The organism is Aeromicrobium stalagmiti (assembly GCF_013283745.1).
Taxonomy (GTDB): Bacteria; Actinomycetota; Actinomycetes; order Propionibacteriales; family Nocardioidaceae; genus Aeromicrobium; species Aeromicrobium stalagmiti.
Map to the genome: position 1 here is coordinate 214394 of NZ_JABSTZ010000001.1, position 13129 is coordinate 227522.

A 13129-nucleotide genomic window follows, 5' to 3' on the forward strand; every position below is an offset into this window, starting at 1 on the left:
ACAGATGGGTCAGCGGATGGTGAAGGGCATGGACTTGACGGCTCGGACGAAGTTGCCGGTCAGGTACTCCGGCTCACCGAGCTCGAGCGTCGGCACCCGGTGGAGGAGCTGGTCGAAGATCTCACGCAGCTGCATCTTCGCCACGAAGTTGCCCATGCAGTAGTGCGGCCCGCCGCCACCGAAGCCCAGGTGCGGGTTGGGCCAGCGGCTGAGATCGAGCTCGTCGGGCGCGTCGAAGACGGCCGCGTCGCGGTTGCCGGAGGAGTAGACCATCGCGACCCACTCGCCCTCCTTGATCTGCTGGCCACCCAGCACGGTGTCCTGCGTCGCGGTGCGACGGAACGTCATGACCGGCGTCGCGAAGCGGATGAACTCCTCGATCGCCTTGGTGATGCGCCCGTCGAAGTCCTCGAGCAGCCAGTCCCGCTGGTCAGGGTTCTCGAGCAGCGCCTTCATCGTGAGACTGATCGAGTTGCGGGTCGTGTCGTTGCCGGCGATCGACAGCAGCGTGAAGAACGAGCCGATCTCCTCGTCCGTCAGCTGCACGCCGTCGACCTCGGCCGTCACGAGATTGGTCATGAGATCGGCGCGGGGCGTCTCGCGGCGCTCCTCGGCGAGCTCCATGCCCAGCATCAGCAGCCCGACGAGCGACTCGTTGAGCACTTCGCCCGGCTCGCGGCCGGCGGCGACGTCCTCGTCGGCCCACGAGACCATGCCGTCGGCGAAGTGCGCCGCCTGCTCCCGCTTGTCGGGGTCGTCGAGGCCGACCATCTCGTAGATGGTCCACATGGGCAGTCGTTGGGAGACCTGCTGCACGAAGTCGCCCTCGCCGGCCTCGATGAGCTCGTCGACGATCGCGACCGCCTGCTGCTTGATCTGGTCGTGGATCTTCGCGACCTGCTTGGGCGTGAACGCCGAGCTGATGAGCTTGCGGAGAGCCCCGTGACGCGGTGCGTCCATGCCGAGGAACGAGCCGGCCGCCTCGGTGACGTCGTCCGGCGCCTCCTCGAACTGGAAGCCCTTGCTCGAGCAGAACAGCTCGGGGTGCTTGCTGACCTCCGAGATCAGGGCGTGGCTCGTGACGACCCAGACCCCGTCGTTCTCGGGCGGGATCAGCGCGCCCTCGAGCGGTGGGTGCCAGCTGATCGGGCGCTGCTCCCGCAGCTGCCTGAACGTCTTCTCGCGCTCCTCCGCCGTCGTCGACCAGAAGCTGAGCGGGGAGATGCTCAGCGGGTCGTAGCCCGTCGCAGCGTCGATCGTGGAGGTCATGTCAGACGACCAGGTCGTCACGGCCGTCGGCCTGCAGCCGCTCGACGTAGACCGGGTAGAACTTCTTGCTGAGGGGAGCGAGCTTCAGGAGGCTGGCGACGTTGCCCTGCACCTTGATCTTGCTCTTGGCCATCGCCAGGGGCAGGTTGACCTTGCCCTGCCAGTAGGCGTTGCCGGTGTCGGCACTCATCGTCATCTCGGCCGTCGCCTCCTCGGTCGCGCCCTCGAGGTCGGTCACGGTGCCGTTGACGGTGTCGACGACGAGCACCGTGTCGGGGTCGCTGTAGACGGTCTTGAGGACGATGCCGGTGGCCTGCAGCTTCGGGCCGATCTCGGGGTCCTCGAACGCCGTGACGAAGATGCCGCCCAGGTACTTCTGGACCTCTGCCGCGTCAGCGAATGCCATGGTGCCTCCTTCGTGAGTGCGACCTGGAGCGGCCGCCGTGTCGTGTGCCTTGCATCACACCGGGACCATAACATAAGTTGACTTATGCTCGTCAAGAGCGGGATCTCGCGGAGCCTCCTACGATGAGGGCGACCACTCTCCCGCCGCCCCCACCCACGCCACCCGGAGGAACGTTGGCCACCACGACCGACCTGCGCACACCGTTCTTCGACTGCGCCCTCGAGATCCTCGGCACCGACGGCTACGCCGGGCTCAAGCTCGCGCCCCTGTGCTCGTCGATGGGGGTCACGACCGGCGCGTTCTACCACTCGTTCTCCAGCTGGAAGGACTTCACGACCCAGCTGCTCGACCACTGGCGCGCCGAGCGCACCACGCGGCTCGTCGAGCTGGTGCGCCAGATGCCCGACCCCCTCGACCAGCTGGAGAACCTGCTGCGCGCGACGATCGACCTGCCCCACCAGGCCGAGGCCGCGATCAGGGTCTGGAGCGCGATCGACCCGGACGTCGCCGTCCTGCAGGCCGGTGTCGACCAGGAGCGACTCGCCGTCATCCGCGACGCCTTCTCGACCATGGTGAGCCCCGGGGAGGCCGAGACCTTCGCCCGGGCCGGCATGTTCCTGCTCATCGGCTTCGAGCAGGGCGACAGCACCCGCGACCCCCATACCCTCGAGTGGGCCCTGCGGATGATCAAGCAGACGGCCGCCGACCTCTCAGCGCAACGGAGCACCTCATGATCCCGACCGACCTCCTGTCGATGCAGGTCACCACCAGCGGACCCGTCGCCGAGGTGACCCTGCTCGGCCCGGCGCCCGGCAACGCGATGGGCCCGGACTTCTTCCGTGAGCTCCCCGAGGTCTTCGCCGCGCTCGACGCCGACCCCGAGGTCCGGGCGATCGTCCTCACCGGGTCAGGCGGCCAGTTCTCGTACGGCCTCGACCTCACCGGCATGGCACCCCTGCTGCAGCCGCTGCTGGGCGACGCCTCTGCCACTGCACGGCAGGCTTTCCTCGCCCACCTCAAGCAGCTGCAGGCCGCCATCACCGCGGTCGCCGACTGCCGCACGCCCGTGGTCGCGGCGATCGCCGGCTGGTGCATCGGCGGCGGCATCGACCTCGCCGCCGCAGCCGACATCCGCCTCGCATCACCTGATGCCCGCTTCAGCGTGCGGGAGGCCCGGATGGCGATCGTCGCCGACCTCGGCAGCCTCCAGCGACTGGTCGGCATCATCGGTGACGGGCACCTGCGCGAGCTGGCCCTGACCGGCGCCGACATCGACGCTGCCCGCGCCGAGCACATCGGGCTGGTCAACGACGTCCATGACGACGTCCTCGCCGCGGCTCACGAGCTGGCGGCCACGATCGCGGCCAACTCGCCTCTCGTGCTCGGCGGCATCAAGGACGTCCTCGACGCCGAGCGGGCGCCACGGGTCGAGGCGGGCCTGCGCTACGTCGCGGCGTGGAACGCGGCCTTCCTGCCCAGCCGCGACCTCGGCGAGGCGCTCGCCTCGTTCACCGAGCGTCGCCCGCCCCGTTACACCGGCGCGTGACCTCTTCTCCCCCACCGCCCCGTCCCCACCGCCCTGTCCTTGAAGCACCCGACCCAGGAGCACCCGTGAGTTCTTACGACGGCAAGGTCGTGTTCGTGTCCGGCGGCACGAGCGGCATCAACCTCGGCATCGCCCGGCGCTTCGCCGGCGAGGGCGCCCACGTCGCGGTGATGAGCCGAAGCCAGGACAAGGTCGACGCGGCCGTCGCCGAGCTCGGGGAGCACGCCATCGGCTTCGCAGCAGACGTCCGCGAGCCCGACGCCGTCGCGGCCGCGCTCGCGGCGACGGCCGAGCGTCTCGGGCCCATCGACGTCCTCATCTCCGGAGCGGCCGGCAACTTCCCTGCTCCCGCCGCCACGATGTCGAGCAACGCGTTTCGCAGCGTCGTCGACATCGACCTCAACGGCACGTTCAACGTCATGCGCGGTGCATACGAGCACCTGCGCAAGCCCGGGGCGGCGATCATCAACATCACCGCGTTCCAGAGCTGGTCGCCGACCCCGTTCCAGGCGCACGTCTGCGCGGCCAAGGCCGGCATCGATCAGCTGACCCGCACCCTGGCGATGGAGTGGGGCCCCTCGGGTGTGCGGATCAACTCGATCGCGCCGGGTCCGATCGCCGGCACCGAGGGGATGAGGCGGCTCGCTCCCACGCCGGAGGCGGAGGCCGCCACCACCGCTGCCGTCCCGCTGGGCCGCTACGGGACGACCGACGACATCGCCGAGGCCGCACTCTGGCTGTGCTCCGACAAGGCCGGCTATGTCACCGGGACCGTCCTGTCGGTCGACGGCGGGCTCGCCCTCGGCGGCTCGAGCGCCCTTTCGAGCGCCATCATGGCCTGACCCGTCCGAGCGTGCCGGTGGGCCGCCGGACCAGGGGGACGGGTGGCTGGTCAGGCGGCTCGGCGGTAGCCGGTTCGTCGTCGGCGGCGCAGTCGCCGTCCGTCGCGGGTCGTGAACACGAACCCGGACACGGCGTCCCCACTGATCTGCAGCAGGTTGCGATGCACTAAGTGATGGCAGCGGGTGCAGAGACCGACGAGCAGGTCGATGTCGGTCGGGCCACCGAGTGACCACCAGATCGAATGATGAATCTCCAGATGGGTCTGCTTGCACCCGGGGGCCGCGCACTCGCCCATCTGCCGAGCGATCACACCCTTGCGCTGCCGCAGGTTGGGCGAGTACATCGCCGTGCCGACGTTCAGGATCTGCGACTGGACGGCCTGGCCGTCCTTCATCACGATCGGCGTCACCGCAGCCATGCAGGTCAGCATCATCAACAGCTGCGGCCCAATCGCACCATGACCGGCCAGCACAGCGGGCTCCGTCGCCGGCATGGCCGGAGGGTTCAGATAAGGCTTCTTCGTGGTCTGCTCCACATGGGCCGCAGCAGCAGCCAGCGTCTCAGCGTCCACGAACACCGACATGTGGGGCTTCACGCCCTTGTCGGCCGGAAGACCCGAACCGAGGAACGCAGAGGCGAGATCGTCGACAGCCTGGACCCGCCGCTCAGCACCAGTGCGCTTGTCGTCAGCGTCCTTCGGAGCCGACAACGCGTCGATCGCCTTCTTCAGCTTCGACCCGGTGACGGTGTTCAAGAAACCGGTCACATGAAACCCGTCCGGCAGGGCGTCGATGGAGAAGTCCTCCTTCTCCATCCCGTCCAAGTACTTCTCATCCAGGTCCTCGGGATGCAGCACGTCCTGCAGATGCTTGACCGCCTCAAACAAGTCACCCGGCGCACGAGCCAACGCGACGTCGACGAACTCGGCCTCGAACTCGCGCATCGACTCCAACCCGATGTGCCGCAGCCCGTAGGCGAACACCGCCACATGAGCCGCGCTGATCTTGCCGGCCAGAGCAGCTTCAGCCACCAACGACAAGTCACCCAACACCTGAACGTTCCGAACGAGGATCGACGCCTGACCCGGCTTCAACCGCAGCTGGTTACGGACCCACGCATTCAGGGTCGACGCACCATCGAGCTCGAACTCCTTCGAACCCTGCAGCTCGGCCAGCAACATGGACTTCGCCGCGTCAACAGCGTCCTGGACCTCTTGAAGGGCGTGAAGCTTCTCCCGCACATCCCCCGACGAGAGTGCGAGCGCAGCAGTGCGCATCGCCTCGATCGTCGGCTGCGGATTCATGACTTAACACTACTCGAACAGATGTTCGATCACAAGACTTTGGCGGCATGAATTTGCTGCAAATGCAGCAGAAAGTGTGCGATTCTGCACCTCAGCCGCGAGCGGCCACCACAGCGTCGCGGAACGACGTCAACCCACCTGCGGGCTCGGCGACGTACGCCTCGATGTCGCGCTCCCGCACCACCATGTCGACCTGCAGGCTCTCGATCAGCGAGCTGGCGAGGCTGGTCGGCACCGGGGCGAGGATGCCCGCCCACAGGGCCGCCGTCCGCGGCATCAGGATCGGCACCGTGAGGATCGCCCGCCGCCGCAGTCCGGCGACCTCGGCATAGACCTGGATGAGGTCGCGATAGGCCAGTGCGTCTGGGCCACCGATGTCGAAGGCACGGCTGACCTCGGCCGGCAGATCAGCACTGGCGGCGAGGTAGTGCAGCGCATCGTCGATCGCGATGGGCTGCACCTGGTGGTTCAGCCAGTCCGGCGCCACGACGACCGGGAGCCGTTCGGCCGACAACCGAAGCATCTCGTACGACACCGAGCCGCGACCCACCACGATGCCCGCCTGGAGCACCGCGGTCGGGACTCCGGAGCTGATCAGCGCCAGACCGACGTCACGGCGCGAGGCGAGGTGCGGCGAGAGGTCCTCGTCGGGCGCGAGACCGCCGAGGTAGACGATGCGCGAGACGCCGGCCTCGCTGCACGCCCGTCCGAAACGCTCGGCGATCTCGAGGTCGCGGTCGGCGTAGTCGTACGTGCCCGTCATCGAGTGGATCAGGAACCAGGCGACGTCGACACCCTCGGTCGCACGGGCCAGGACCCGCTGGCTGCGGGCGTCTCCCTCGATCACCTCGACGTCGCCGCGCCAGGGCTGGTCGGCCAGGCCCGACGCGTCACGGGTGATGACGCGCACCGCCCAGCCGTCGGCCAGGAGCCGCGTCGTGAGGTGGGAGCCGATGTAGCCGGTCGCACCCGTGACGAGCGCCGTGCGGGTGGGGGAAGCCATTCATCGACGATGACACGAGCCCGGCTGTCTCGCCTCCCGACGGGCGCTCGTGCGGCCGCGACGTAGAGTTCAGGACATGGCCGGCCGACTCACTCGTCGCACCCGCGTCACCCGGTTCGACCCCGCGGCGACGACGGTGCAGCGCGAGGACACCCTCGCCGTCGAGGAGCCGCTCGAGATCCGGGTCGACGGGCGCTCGTTCTCGGTGACGATGCGCTCCCCCGGCGACGACTTCGACCTGGTCGCCGGGTTCCTCGTCTCCGAGGGCGTCGTGTGGTCGGCCGAGCAGCTGGTGTCGCTGCGCTTCTGTGCCGGCACCGACGACCAGGGGCTGCAGACGTTCAACGTCGTCGACGCACAGCTGAGCGCCGACACCGCTCCACCGGACCTGTCGCTCGAGCGGCACGTCTACACGTCGAGCTCGTGCGGCATCTGCGGCACCGCCTCGATCGAGGCGGTCGAGAAGGCCACCCACTTCGGTCACGCCGACGACGACCGCACCTGGTCGGCCGAGCTGATCGGGTCGCTGCCCGACCGGCTCCGCAACCACCAGAAGGTCTTCGACCGCACCGGCGGCGTGCACGCTGCCGGCCTGTTCGACGCTGCCGGCGATCTGCTGTGCCTGCGCGAGGACGTCGGTCGGCACAACGCCGTCGACAAGGTCGTCGGATGGGCGCTGCGCGAGGGGCACCTGCCGCTGCGGGGCACGACCCTGCAGGTCTCCGGACGCGCCTCGTTCGAGCTCGTCCAGAAGGCCCACATGGCTGGCATCCCGGTGCTCGCCGCGGTGTCGGCGCCGTCATCGTTGGCGGTCGAGCACGCCGAGGCGGCCGGCATGACCCTGGTCGGGTTCAGCCGGGGCGGCGCCTTCAACGCGTACGCCGGCGCCCACCGCATCACCTGACCGGAAGTGGGCGGTCAGCTCACGTAGTCGGCGAGGTGCTGACCCGTCAGCGTCGAGCGCGCTGCCACCAGGTCGGCCGGGGTGCCCTCGAACACGACCGCACCGCCCTCGTGACCGGCGCCGGGGCCGATGTCGATGATCCAGTCGGCGTGCGCCATCACGGCCTGGTGGTGCTCGATGACGATGACCGACTTGCCGGAGTCGACGAGCCGGTCGAGCAGGCCGAGCAGGTTCTCGACGTCGGCGAGGTGCAAGCCCGTCGTCGGCTCGTCGAGCACGTAGACCCCGCCGTCGGTGCCCAGGTGAGTGGCGAGCTTGAGCCGCTGCCGCTCGCCGCCCGACAGGGTCGTCAGCGGCTGACCGAGGCTGACGTACCCGAGACCGACGTCGTCGAGGCGCAGCAGGATCTTGTGCGCTGCGGGGACCTTGGCCGCGTCGGAGCCGAAGAACACGGCCGCCTCGGCGACCGGCATCGCGAGCACCTCGCCGATGTTCTTGCCCCCGAAGGTGTACTCCAGCACCGCGGCCTGGAACCGGCGGCCCTCGCAGTCCTCGCACTGGGTCGGCACGCCGGCCATCAGGCCGAGGTCGGAGTAGATGACGCCGGCACCCTTGCAGGTCAGGCAGGCACCCTCGGAGTTGGCGCTGAACAGGGCGGGCTTGACCCCGTTGGCCTTGGCGAACGCCTTGCGGATCGGCTCGAGCATCCCTGTGTAGGTCGCGGGGTTGCTGCGCCGCGATCCCTTGATCGCGCCCTGGTCGATCGACACCACGCCCTCGCGGCCTGCGACCGATCCGTGGATCAGCGAGCTCTTGCCCGACCCCGCCACCCCGGTGACGACCGTCAGCACCCCCAGCGGCACGTCGACGTCGACGTCGCGCAGGTTGTTGGTCGAGGCACCGCGGATCTCCATCGCCTCCGTCGAGGTGCGCACCGCCTCCTTGAGCGAGGCCCGGTCGTCGAGGTGCCGGCCGGTGAGGGTGTCGCAGGCCCGCAGCTGCTCGACCGTGCCCTCGAACACGATCTCGCCGCCGGCCGTGCCCGCCCCGGGCCCCAGGTCGACGACATGGTCGGCGATCGCGATCGCCTCGGGCTTGTGCTCGACGACCAGCACCGTGTTGCCCTTGTCGCGCAGCTGCAGCAGCAGCTCGTTCATGCGCTGGATGTCGTGCGGGTGCAGCCCGATCGTGGGCTCGTCGAAGACGTACGTGATGTCGGTCAGCGCCGATCCCAGGTGACGGATCATCTTGGTGCGCTGGGCCTCGCCGCCGGACAGCGTCCCCGACGGGCGCTCGAGCGACAGGTAGCCCAGACCGATCTCGACGAACGAGTCGAGCGTCTCGGACAGCGCAGTCAGCAGCGGCGCCACCGAGGCGTCGTCGAGCTGCTTGACCCACGCAGCGAGGTCGCTGATCTGCATCGAGCACAGGTCGGCGATGCTCCGGCCCTCGATCGTGGACGAGCGGGCCTCCGCACTGAGCCGCGTGCCGTCACACTCCGGGCAGGTGGTGAACGTGATGGCGCGCTCGACGAACGCCCGGATGTGCGGCTGCATCGCCTCGACGTCCTTGGCCAGGAACGACTTCTGGATCTGCGGGATGACGCCGAGAAACGTGAGGTTGATGCCCTCGACCTTGATCTTGGTCGCCTCGGAGTGCAGCAGGGCGTCGAGCTCCTTGGCCGTGAAGTCGCGGATCGGCTTGTCGCAGTCGAACAGCCCGACCCCGCGCAGGATGCGGCCCTGCCAGCCGTCCATGCTCCAGCCGGGGATCGTCAGCGCGCCCTCGTTGATCGTCTTGGAGTCGTCGTAGAGCGCGGTGAGGTCGAAGTCGTTGACCGCTCCGCGGCCCTCGCACCGCGGGCACATGCCGCCGGTGATGCTGAAGCTGCGCCGCTCCTTGGTCTCGCGACCACCCTTCTCGAACGTGACGGCGCCGGCACCCGAGACCGAGGCGACGTTGAACGAGTAGGCCTGCGGGCCGCCGATGTGCGGCTCACCGAGGCGGCTGAACAGGCGGCGCAGCATCGCGTTGACGTCGGTCGCGGTGCCCACCGTCGAGCGGGGGTCGGACCCCATCCGCTCCTGGTCGACGATGATCGCGGTGGTCAGGCCGTCCAGCACGTCGACATCGGGCCGCGCCATCGTCGGCATGAAGCCCTGCACGAAAGCGCTGTAGGTCTCGTTGATCATCCGCTGCGACTCCGCGGCGATCGTGGCGAAGACGAGCGAGCTCTTGCCTGATCCGGACACGCCGGTGAAGACGGTCAGCCGACGCTTGGGCAGGACGACGCTGACGTCCTTGAGGTTGTTCTCCCGAGCGCCGACGACCCGGATCAGGTCGTGGCGGTCGGCGGCATGGTGTGCGGTGTCCATGGGCGTCACTCTAGGGAGTGTCGCCGACAGGATGTCTTCGTCTGACGATCCCCGCGACACCACATCGCAACCTTTTCCGTATGGCGTGTGTCCGGGGCGTCGGCGAGACTGACGTCCACCGAGTCACTTCCCCGGGGGGAAGTCGGGCCATCACCCGAGTTGAGAAGAGGACGTCCTTCATGTCACATCCACGCGTCACGCGTCGAAGGGCCGGCGCCACCGTCGGCATCATCGGCGCCTTCCTGGCCGCATCGATCACACCGGGATCGGCGGCCACCACCGACGACCCGAAGGCCAAGGTCCAGAAGGCACCTGCAGCCGACGCCCAGACCGAGCCCGCCAAGGAGGTCCGCTCAGGCGACAAGCTCGGCCAGCACGACCGCGAGCTCCTCGCCAAGGCCGAGAGCAAGGGCACCAAGCGCGTCACCGTGATGCTCGCGACCGACCGCAAGGCGACCCAGCCCGTCGTCGCGTCGCTGGAGTCCGCCGGCGCCTGGGTCGGCATGGTCAACGACAAGGTCGGCTACGTCCGCGCCAGCGTGCCCACCGGCTCGGTCGACAAGGTCTCCAAGCTCAGCGCCGTCACCGCTGTCGACCTCGACGAGAGCGTCAAGGTCGACCCGCCGCCCGCCACGAAGTCCGGCGCCGCGGCCGCAGCCGTCGCCGCGCCTGGTGCGAAGACACCCGACAGCAACCCCTACATGCCGACCCGCGACATCGGCTCCGTCGCGTTCAAGAAGGCCCACCCGAAGTGGGACGGCCGCGGCGTCACGATCGGCGTGATCGACTCCGGCGTCGACCTCGACCACCCGGCCCTGCAGGAGACCACGACCGGAGAGCGCAAGATCGTCGACTGGGTCACCGCGACCGACCCGGTCCTCGACAGCGACGCGACCTGGCGCGCCATGATCACCGAGGTCGACGCGGCCCCGACGTTCACCTACGCCGAGGCCACCTGGACCGCTCCGGTCGAGGGCACGTTCACCGTCAGCCGCTTCTCCGAGAACATCACCGCGGCGAGCGAGCCGGGCGGCGACGTCAACCGTGACGGCGACACGACCGACCAGTTCGGCGTGCTCTACGACGCCGAGACGAACGACATCTGGGTCGACGCCGACCAGGACAAGACCTTCACCGACGCCGAGAAGATCGCTCCCTACGCGGAGCGCTTCGACGTCGGCCACTTCGGCACCGACGACCCGGGCACCGACATCGTCGAGTCCAGCCCGTTCGTCGTGGAGTACCGCGAGGACGTGAGCCTGGCGCCGTACGGCCTGCCCGGCGACGCCGACTTCGTCAACATCGGCCTCGTCGAGGACGCCCACGGCTCTCACGTCGCCGGCATCACCGCCGCCAACTCGATGTTCGGCGGCGCGATGGACGGCCAGGCGCCCGGCGCGCAGATCGTCTCGTCACGTGCGTGCACGTGGGGCGGCGGTTGCACCAACGCGGCCCTGCTCGACGGCATGGTCGACCTCGTCACCAACCGCGGTGTCGACGTCGTCAACATGTCGATCGGCGGCCTCCCGGCCCTCAACGACGCCAACAACGCCCGCGCCCGCATCTACGACCGTCTCATCGCCGACTACGGCGTGCAGCTGTTCATCTCCGGCGGCAACAGCGGCGCCGGCGTCAACACGATCGGCGACCCGTCGGTCGCCACCGACGTCGTGAGCGTGGCCTCGTCGATCACCAAGGAGACCTGGCTGTCCAACTACGGCTCGGTCGTGTCGTCGGCGATCAACCTGCACACGTTCTCCTCGCGTGGCCCGACCGAGAGCGGCGGCTTCAAGCCCAACATCTCCGCTCCCGGCTCGGCGGTCTCGACCGTCCCGCGCTGGCTCAAGCAGCCCGACCTCGCCGAGGCCGGCTACACGCTGCCCGTCGGCTACGCGATGTTCAACGGCACGTCGATGGCATCGCCGCAGGCGGCCGGCGGAGCAGCGCTGCTGCTGTCGGCATCGTCGGCGAGCGACCTGCCTGTCACGCCGCGCAAGCTGAGGGACGCTCTCTACTCCTCGGCCGACCGCATCCCGTCGGTGCAGTCGATCGCCCAGGGCACGGGCCAGATGGACGTCCCGGGTGCATGGAGCCTGCTCAACAAGGCCGGCAACGGTCGGACGTTCAAGGTCACCGCGCCCGTCTGCTCGCCGCTGTCGGGCCTGCTCGCGACGCCGCAGCAGGGATCCGGCATCTACAACCGGTGCCCCGCCGGCGCCGGAGGTCAGAAGCTCAACACCGCCAAAGCCTACAAGCTCAAGGTCACCCGCACGTCCGGCAAGACGGGATCGATCCGGCACAACCTGCGCATCGTCGGCAACGACGGCACGTTCTCGGTCGCCAAGTCCATCTCGTTCACCCGCGGCAGCACCAAGACGATCAACGTCACGGCCAAGGCCAAGACAGCCGGGCTGCACTCGGCGATCCTCGAGATCGACGATCCGGCGAGCCCCGTCGTCGACCACCGGGTCATGCTGACCGTCGTCCAGTCGACGGCGTTCACCGAGCCGAGCTTCTCGCAGACCAGCACCGGCGAGGCGCAGCGCAACCTGGCGTCGTCACGGTTCGTCACGGTGCCCGAGGGCACCAAGGCGCTGCAGGTCAACCTGACGGGCATCGCGACCAAGAGCCAGACCCGGTTCATCGCGATCAACCCCTACGGCGTACCGGTCGACCCGACGGCGACGACGGCCTGCTACACCAACTACAGCGACCCGTCGGTGTGCAAGCCGACCTCGCGCAGCTACGCCGACCCGATCCCGGGCGTGTGGGAGATCGTCACCGAGTCACGGCGCACGTCGCCGTTCCTCAAGAACCCCTACACCCTCAAGGCCGCGATCCAGGGCGTAACGGTCGATCCGGCGTCGCAGACGCTCGAGTCGGTCACCACGGGCGCCGCCACCCCCCTGGAGTGGGACGTCAAGAACGACTTCGGTCCGGTCACCATCAAGCCGACCGGCGGCGACCTCGGCAGCGCGCTGTCGGAGCGCAAGACGATCGGTGACGGCGACAGCCAGGAGTTCGAGGTCGAGGTGCCCGAAGGTGCGTCGACGTTCACCGCCACGATCGGCAGGACGGCGGACGCCTCGGCAGACCTCGACCTGACGATCTACGACGCCGAGGGTGCCGTGGCCGGGCAGTCGGCCGACGGTGACTCCGAGGAGTCGGTGACGCTGGATGCTCCGGCGGCCGGCACCTACTCGGTCGTCGTCGACGGCTACTCGGTCCCGGCCGGCAGCACCGAGTACGACTACCTCGACGTGTTCTACTCCGGCGGCCTCGGCACGCTCGACGTCGCCGGCACGGAGGTCGAGCTGGCTCGCGGCGCGACGGTGAAGATCACCGGAGCGCTCACGGCCGAGACCGCGCCTGAGGAGGGACGCCGGCTCTTCGGCGAGCTGCGCGTCCTGTCGGGCGAGGGTGCCGTGCTCGGCACCGGGTCCGTCACGGTCGGCGGTGTGACCGCCGAGTAGTCGCGCG

At 69.0% G+C, this 13129-nt stretch carries 10 protein-coding genes; 5 read left to right on the top strand and 5 right to left on the bottom strand.

The window, feature by feature from the left end:
* Window positions 1–9: 9 nt before the first annotated feature.
* Complete coding sequence (locus tag HQK15_RS01045; protein WP_173489588.1) at window positions 10–1269, bottom strand: cytochrome P450; 1260 nt, start codon at window positions 1267–1269, stop codon at window positions 10–12.
* A gap of 1 nt (window position 1270) precedes the next feature.
* Entirely contained in the window at window positions 1271–1675 is a 405-nt protein-coding gene (locus HQK15_RS01050) for an SCP2 sterol-binding domain-containing protein (protein ID WP_173489589.1), read from the bottom strand.
* 122 nt (window positions 1676–1797) lie between these two features.
* Between HQK15_RS01050 and HQK15_RS01055 the strand changes: the two genes are divergently transcribed.
* From HQK15_RS01055 to HQK15_RS01065, 3 genes are all read left to right on the top strand, one after another.
* Entirely contained in the window at window positions 1798–2409 is a 612-nt protein-coding gene (locus HQK15_RS01055) for a TetR/AcrR family transcriptional regulator (RefSeq protein ID WP_173489590.1), read from the top strand.
* A complete protein-coding gene (locus HQK15_RS01060; RefSeq protein WP_217361310.1) occupies window positions 2406–3221 on the top strand; it encodes a crotonase/enoyl-CoA hydratase family protein in 816 nt (271 codons plus the stop codon). Before HQK15_RS01055 ends, HQK15_RS01060 begins: the two co-directional genes overlap by 4 nt.
* A gap of 65 nt (window positions 3222–3286) precedes the next feature.
* On the top strand, window positions 3287–4063 hold the full coding sequence (locus tag HQK15_RS01065; protein WP_173489591.1) for an SDR family oxidoreductase: 777 nt from the start codon (window positions 3287–3289) through the stop codon (window positions 4061–4063).
* A gap of 50 nt (window positions 4064–4113) precedes the next feature.
* On the opposite strand, the gene HQK15_RS01070 is transcribed toward HQK15_RS01065, so the two are convergent.
* The gene (locus HQK15_RS01070) at window positions 4114–5367 is read right to left on the bottom strand and encodes an HNH endonuclease signature motif containing protein (protein WP_173489592.1); all 1254 of its coding nucleotides are present in this window, start codon (window positions 5365–5367) and stop codon (window positions 4114–4116) included.
* A gap of 91 nt (window positions 5368–5458) precedes the next feature.
* Window positions 5459–6370: an NmrA family NAD(P)-binding protein gene (locus HQK15_RS01075; protein ID WP_173489593.1), complete on the bottom strand. Its 912-nt coding sequence runs from the start codon at window positions 6368–6370 to the stop codon at window positions 5459–5461.
* A 76-nt stretch (window positions 6371–6446) separates the two neighbouring features.
* Here HQK15_RS01075 and fdhD point away from each other — a divergent pair, with 76 nt between their 5' ends.
* Entirely contained in the window at window positions 6447–7274 is an 828-nt protein-coding gene (gene fdhD, locus HQK15_RS01080; RefSeq protein ID WP_173489594.1) for a formate dehydrogenase accessory sulfurtransferase FdhD, read from the top strand.
* Window positions 7275–7288: 14 nt separating this feature from the next.
* On the opposite strand, the gene HQK15_RS01085 is transcribed toward fdhD, so the two are convergent.
* Window positions 7289–9649 carry an ATP-binding cassette domain-containing protein gene (locus HQK15_RS01085; protein WP_173489595.1) on the bottom strand — a complete coding sequence of 787 codons (2361 nt, stop codon included), beginning with the start codon at window positions 9647–9649 and terminating at the stop codon, window positions 7289–7291.
* Between the two features lie 179 nt (window positions 9650–9828).
* Here HQK15_RS01085 and HQK15_RS01090 point away from each other — a divergent pair, with 179 nt between their 5' ends.
* Entirely contained in the window at window positions 9829–13122 is a 3294-nt protein-coding gene (locus HQK15_RS01090; protein WP_173489596.1) for a S8 family serine peptidase, read from the top strand.
* Window positions 13123–13129: the final 7 nt, after the last annotated feature.

Coding starts and splice junctions, on each gene's coding strand:
- HQK15_RS01045 (WP_173489588.1), bottom strand. CDS start 1,269: ATGACCTCCACGATCGACGCTGCGACGGGCTACGACCCGCTGAGCATC.
- HQK15_RS01050 (WP_173489589.1), bottom strand. CDS start 1,675: ATGGCATTCGCTGACGCGGCAGAGGTCCAGAAGTACCTGGGCGGCATC.
- HQK15_RS01055 (WP_173489590.1), top strand. CDS start 1,798: ATGAGGGCGACCACTCTCCCGCCGCCCCCACCCACGCCACCCGGAGGA.
- HQK15_RS01060 (WP_217361310.1), top strand. CDS start 2,406: ATGATCCCGACCGACCTCCTGTCGATGCAGGTCACCACCAGCGGACCC.
- HQK15_RS01070 (WP_173489592.1), bottom strand. CDS start 5,367: ATGAATCCGCAGCCGACGATCGAGGCGATGCGCACTGCTGCGCTCGCA.
- HQK15_RS01075 (WP_173489593.1), bottom strand. CDS start 6,370: ATGGCTTCCCCCACCCGCACGGCGCTCGTCACGGGTGCGACCGGCTAC.
- fdhD (WP_173489594.1), top strand. CDS start 6,447: ATGGCCGGCCGACTCACTCGTCGCACCCGCGTCACCCGGTTCGACCCC.
- HQK15_RS01085 (WP_173489595.1), bottom strand. CDS start 9,649: ATGGACACCGCACACCATGCCGCCGACCGCCACGACCTGATCCGGGTC.
- HQK15_RS01090 (WP_173489596.1), top strand. CDS start 9,829: ATGTCACATCCACGCGTCACGCGTCGAAGGGCCGGCGCCACCGTCGGC.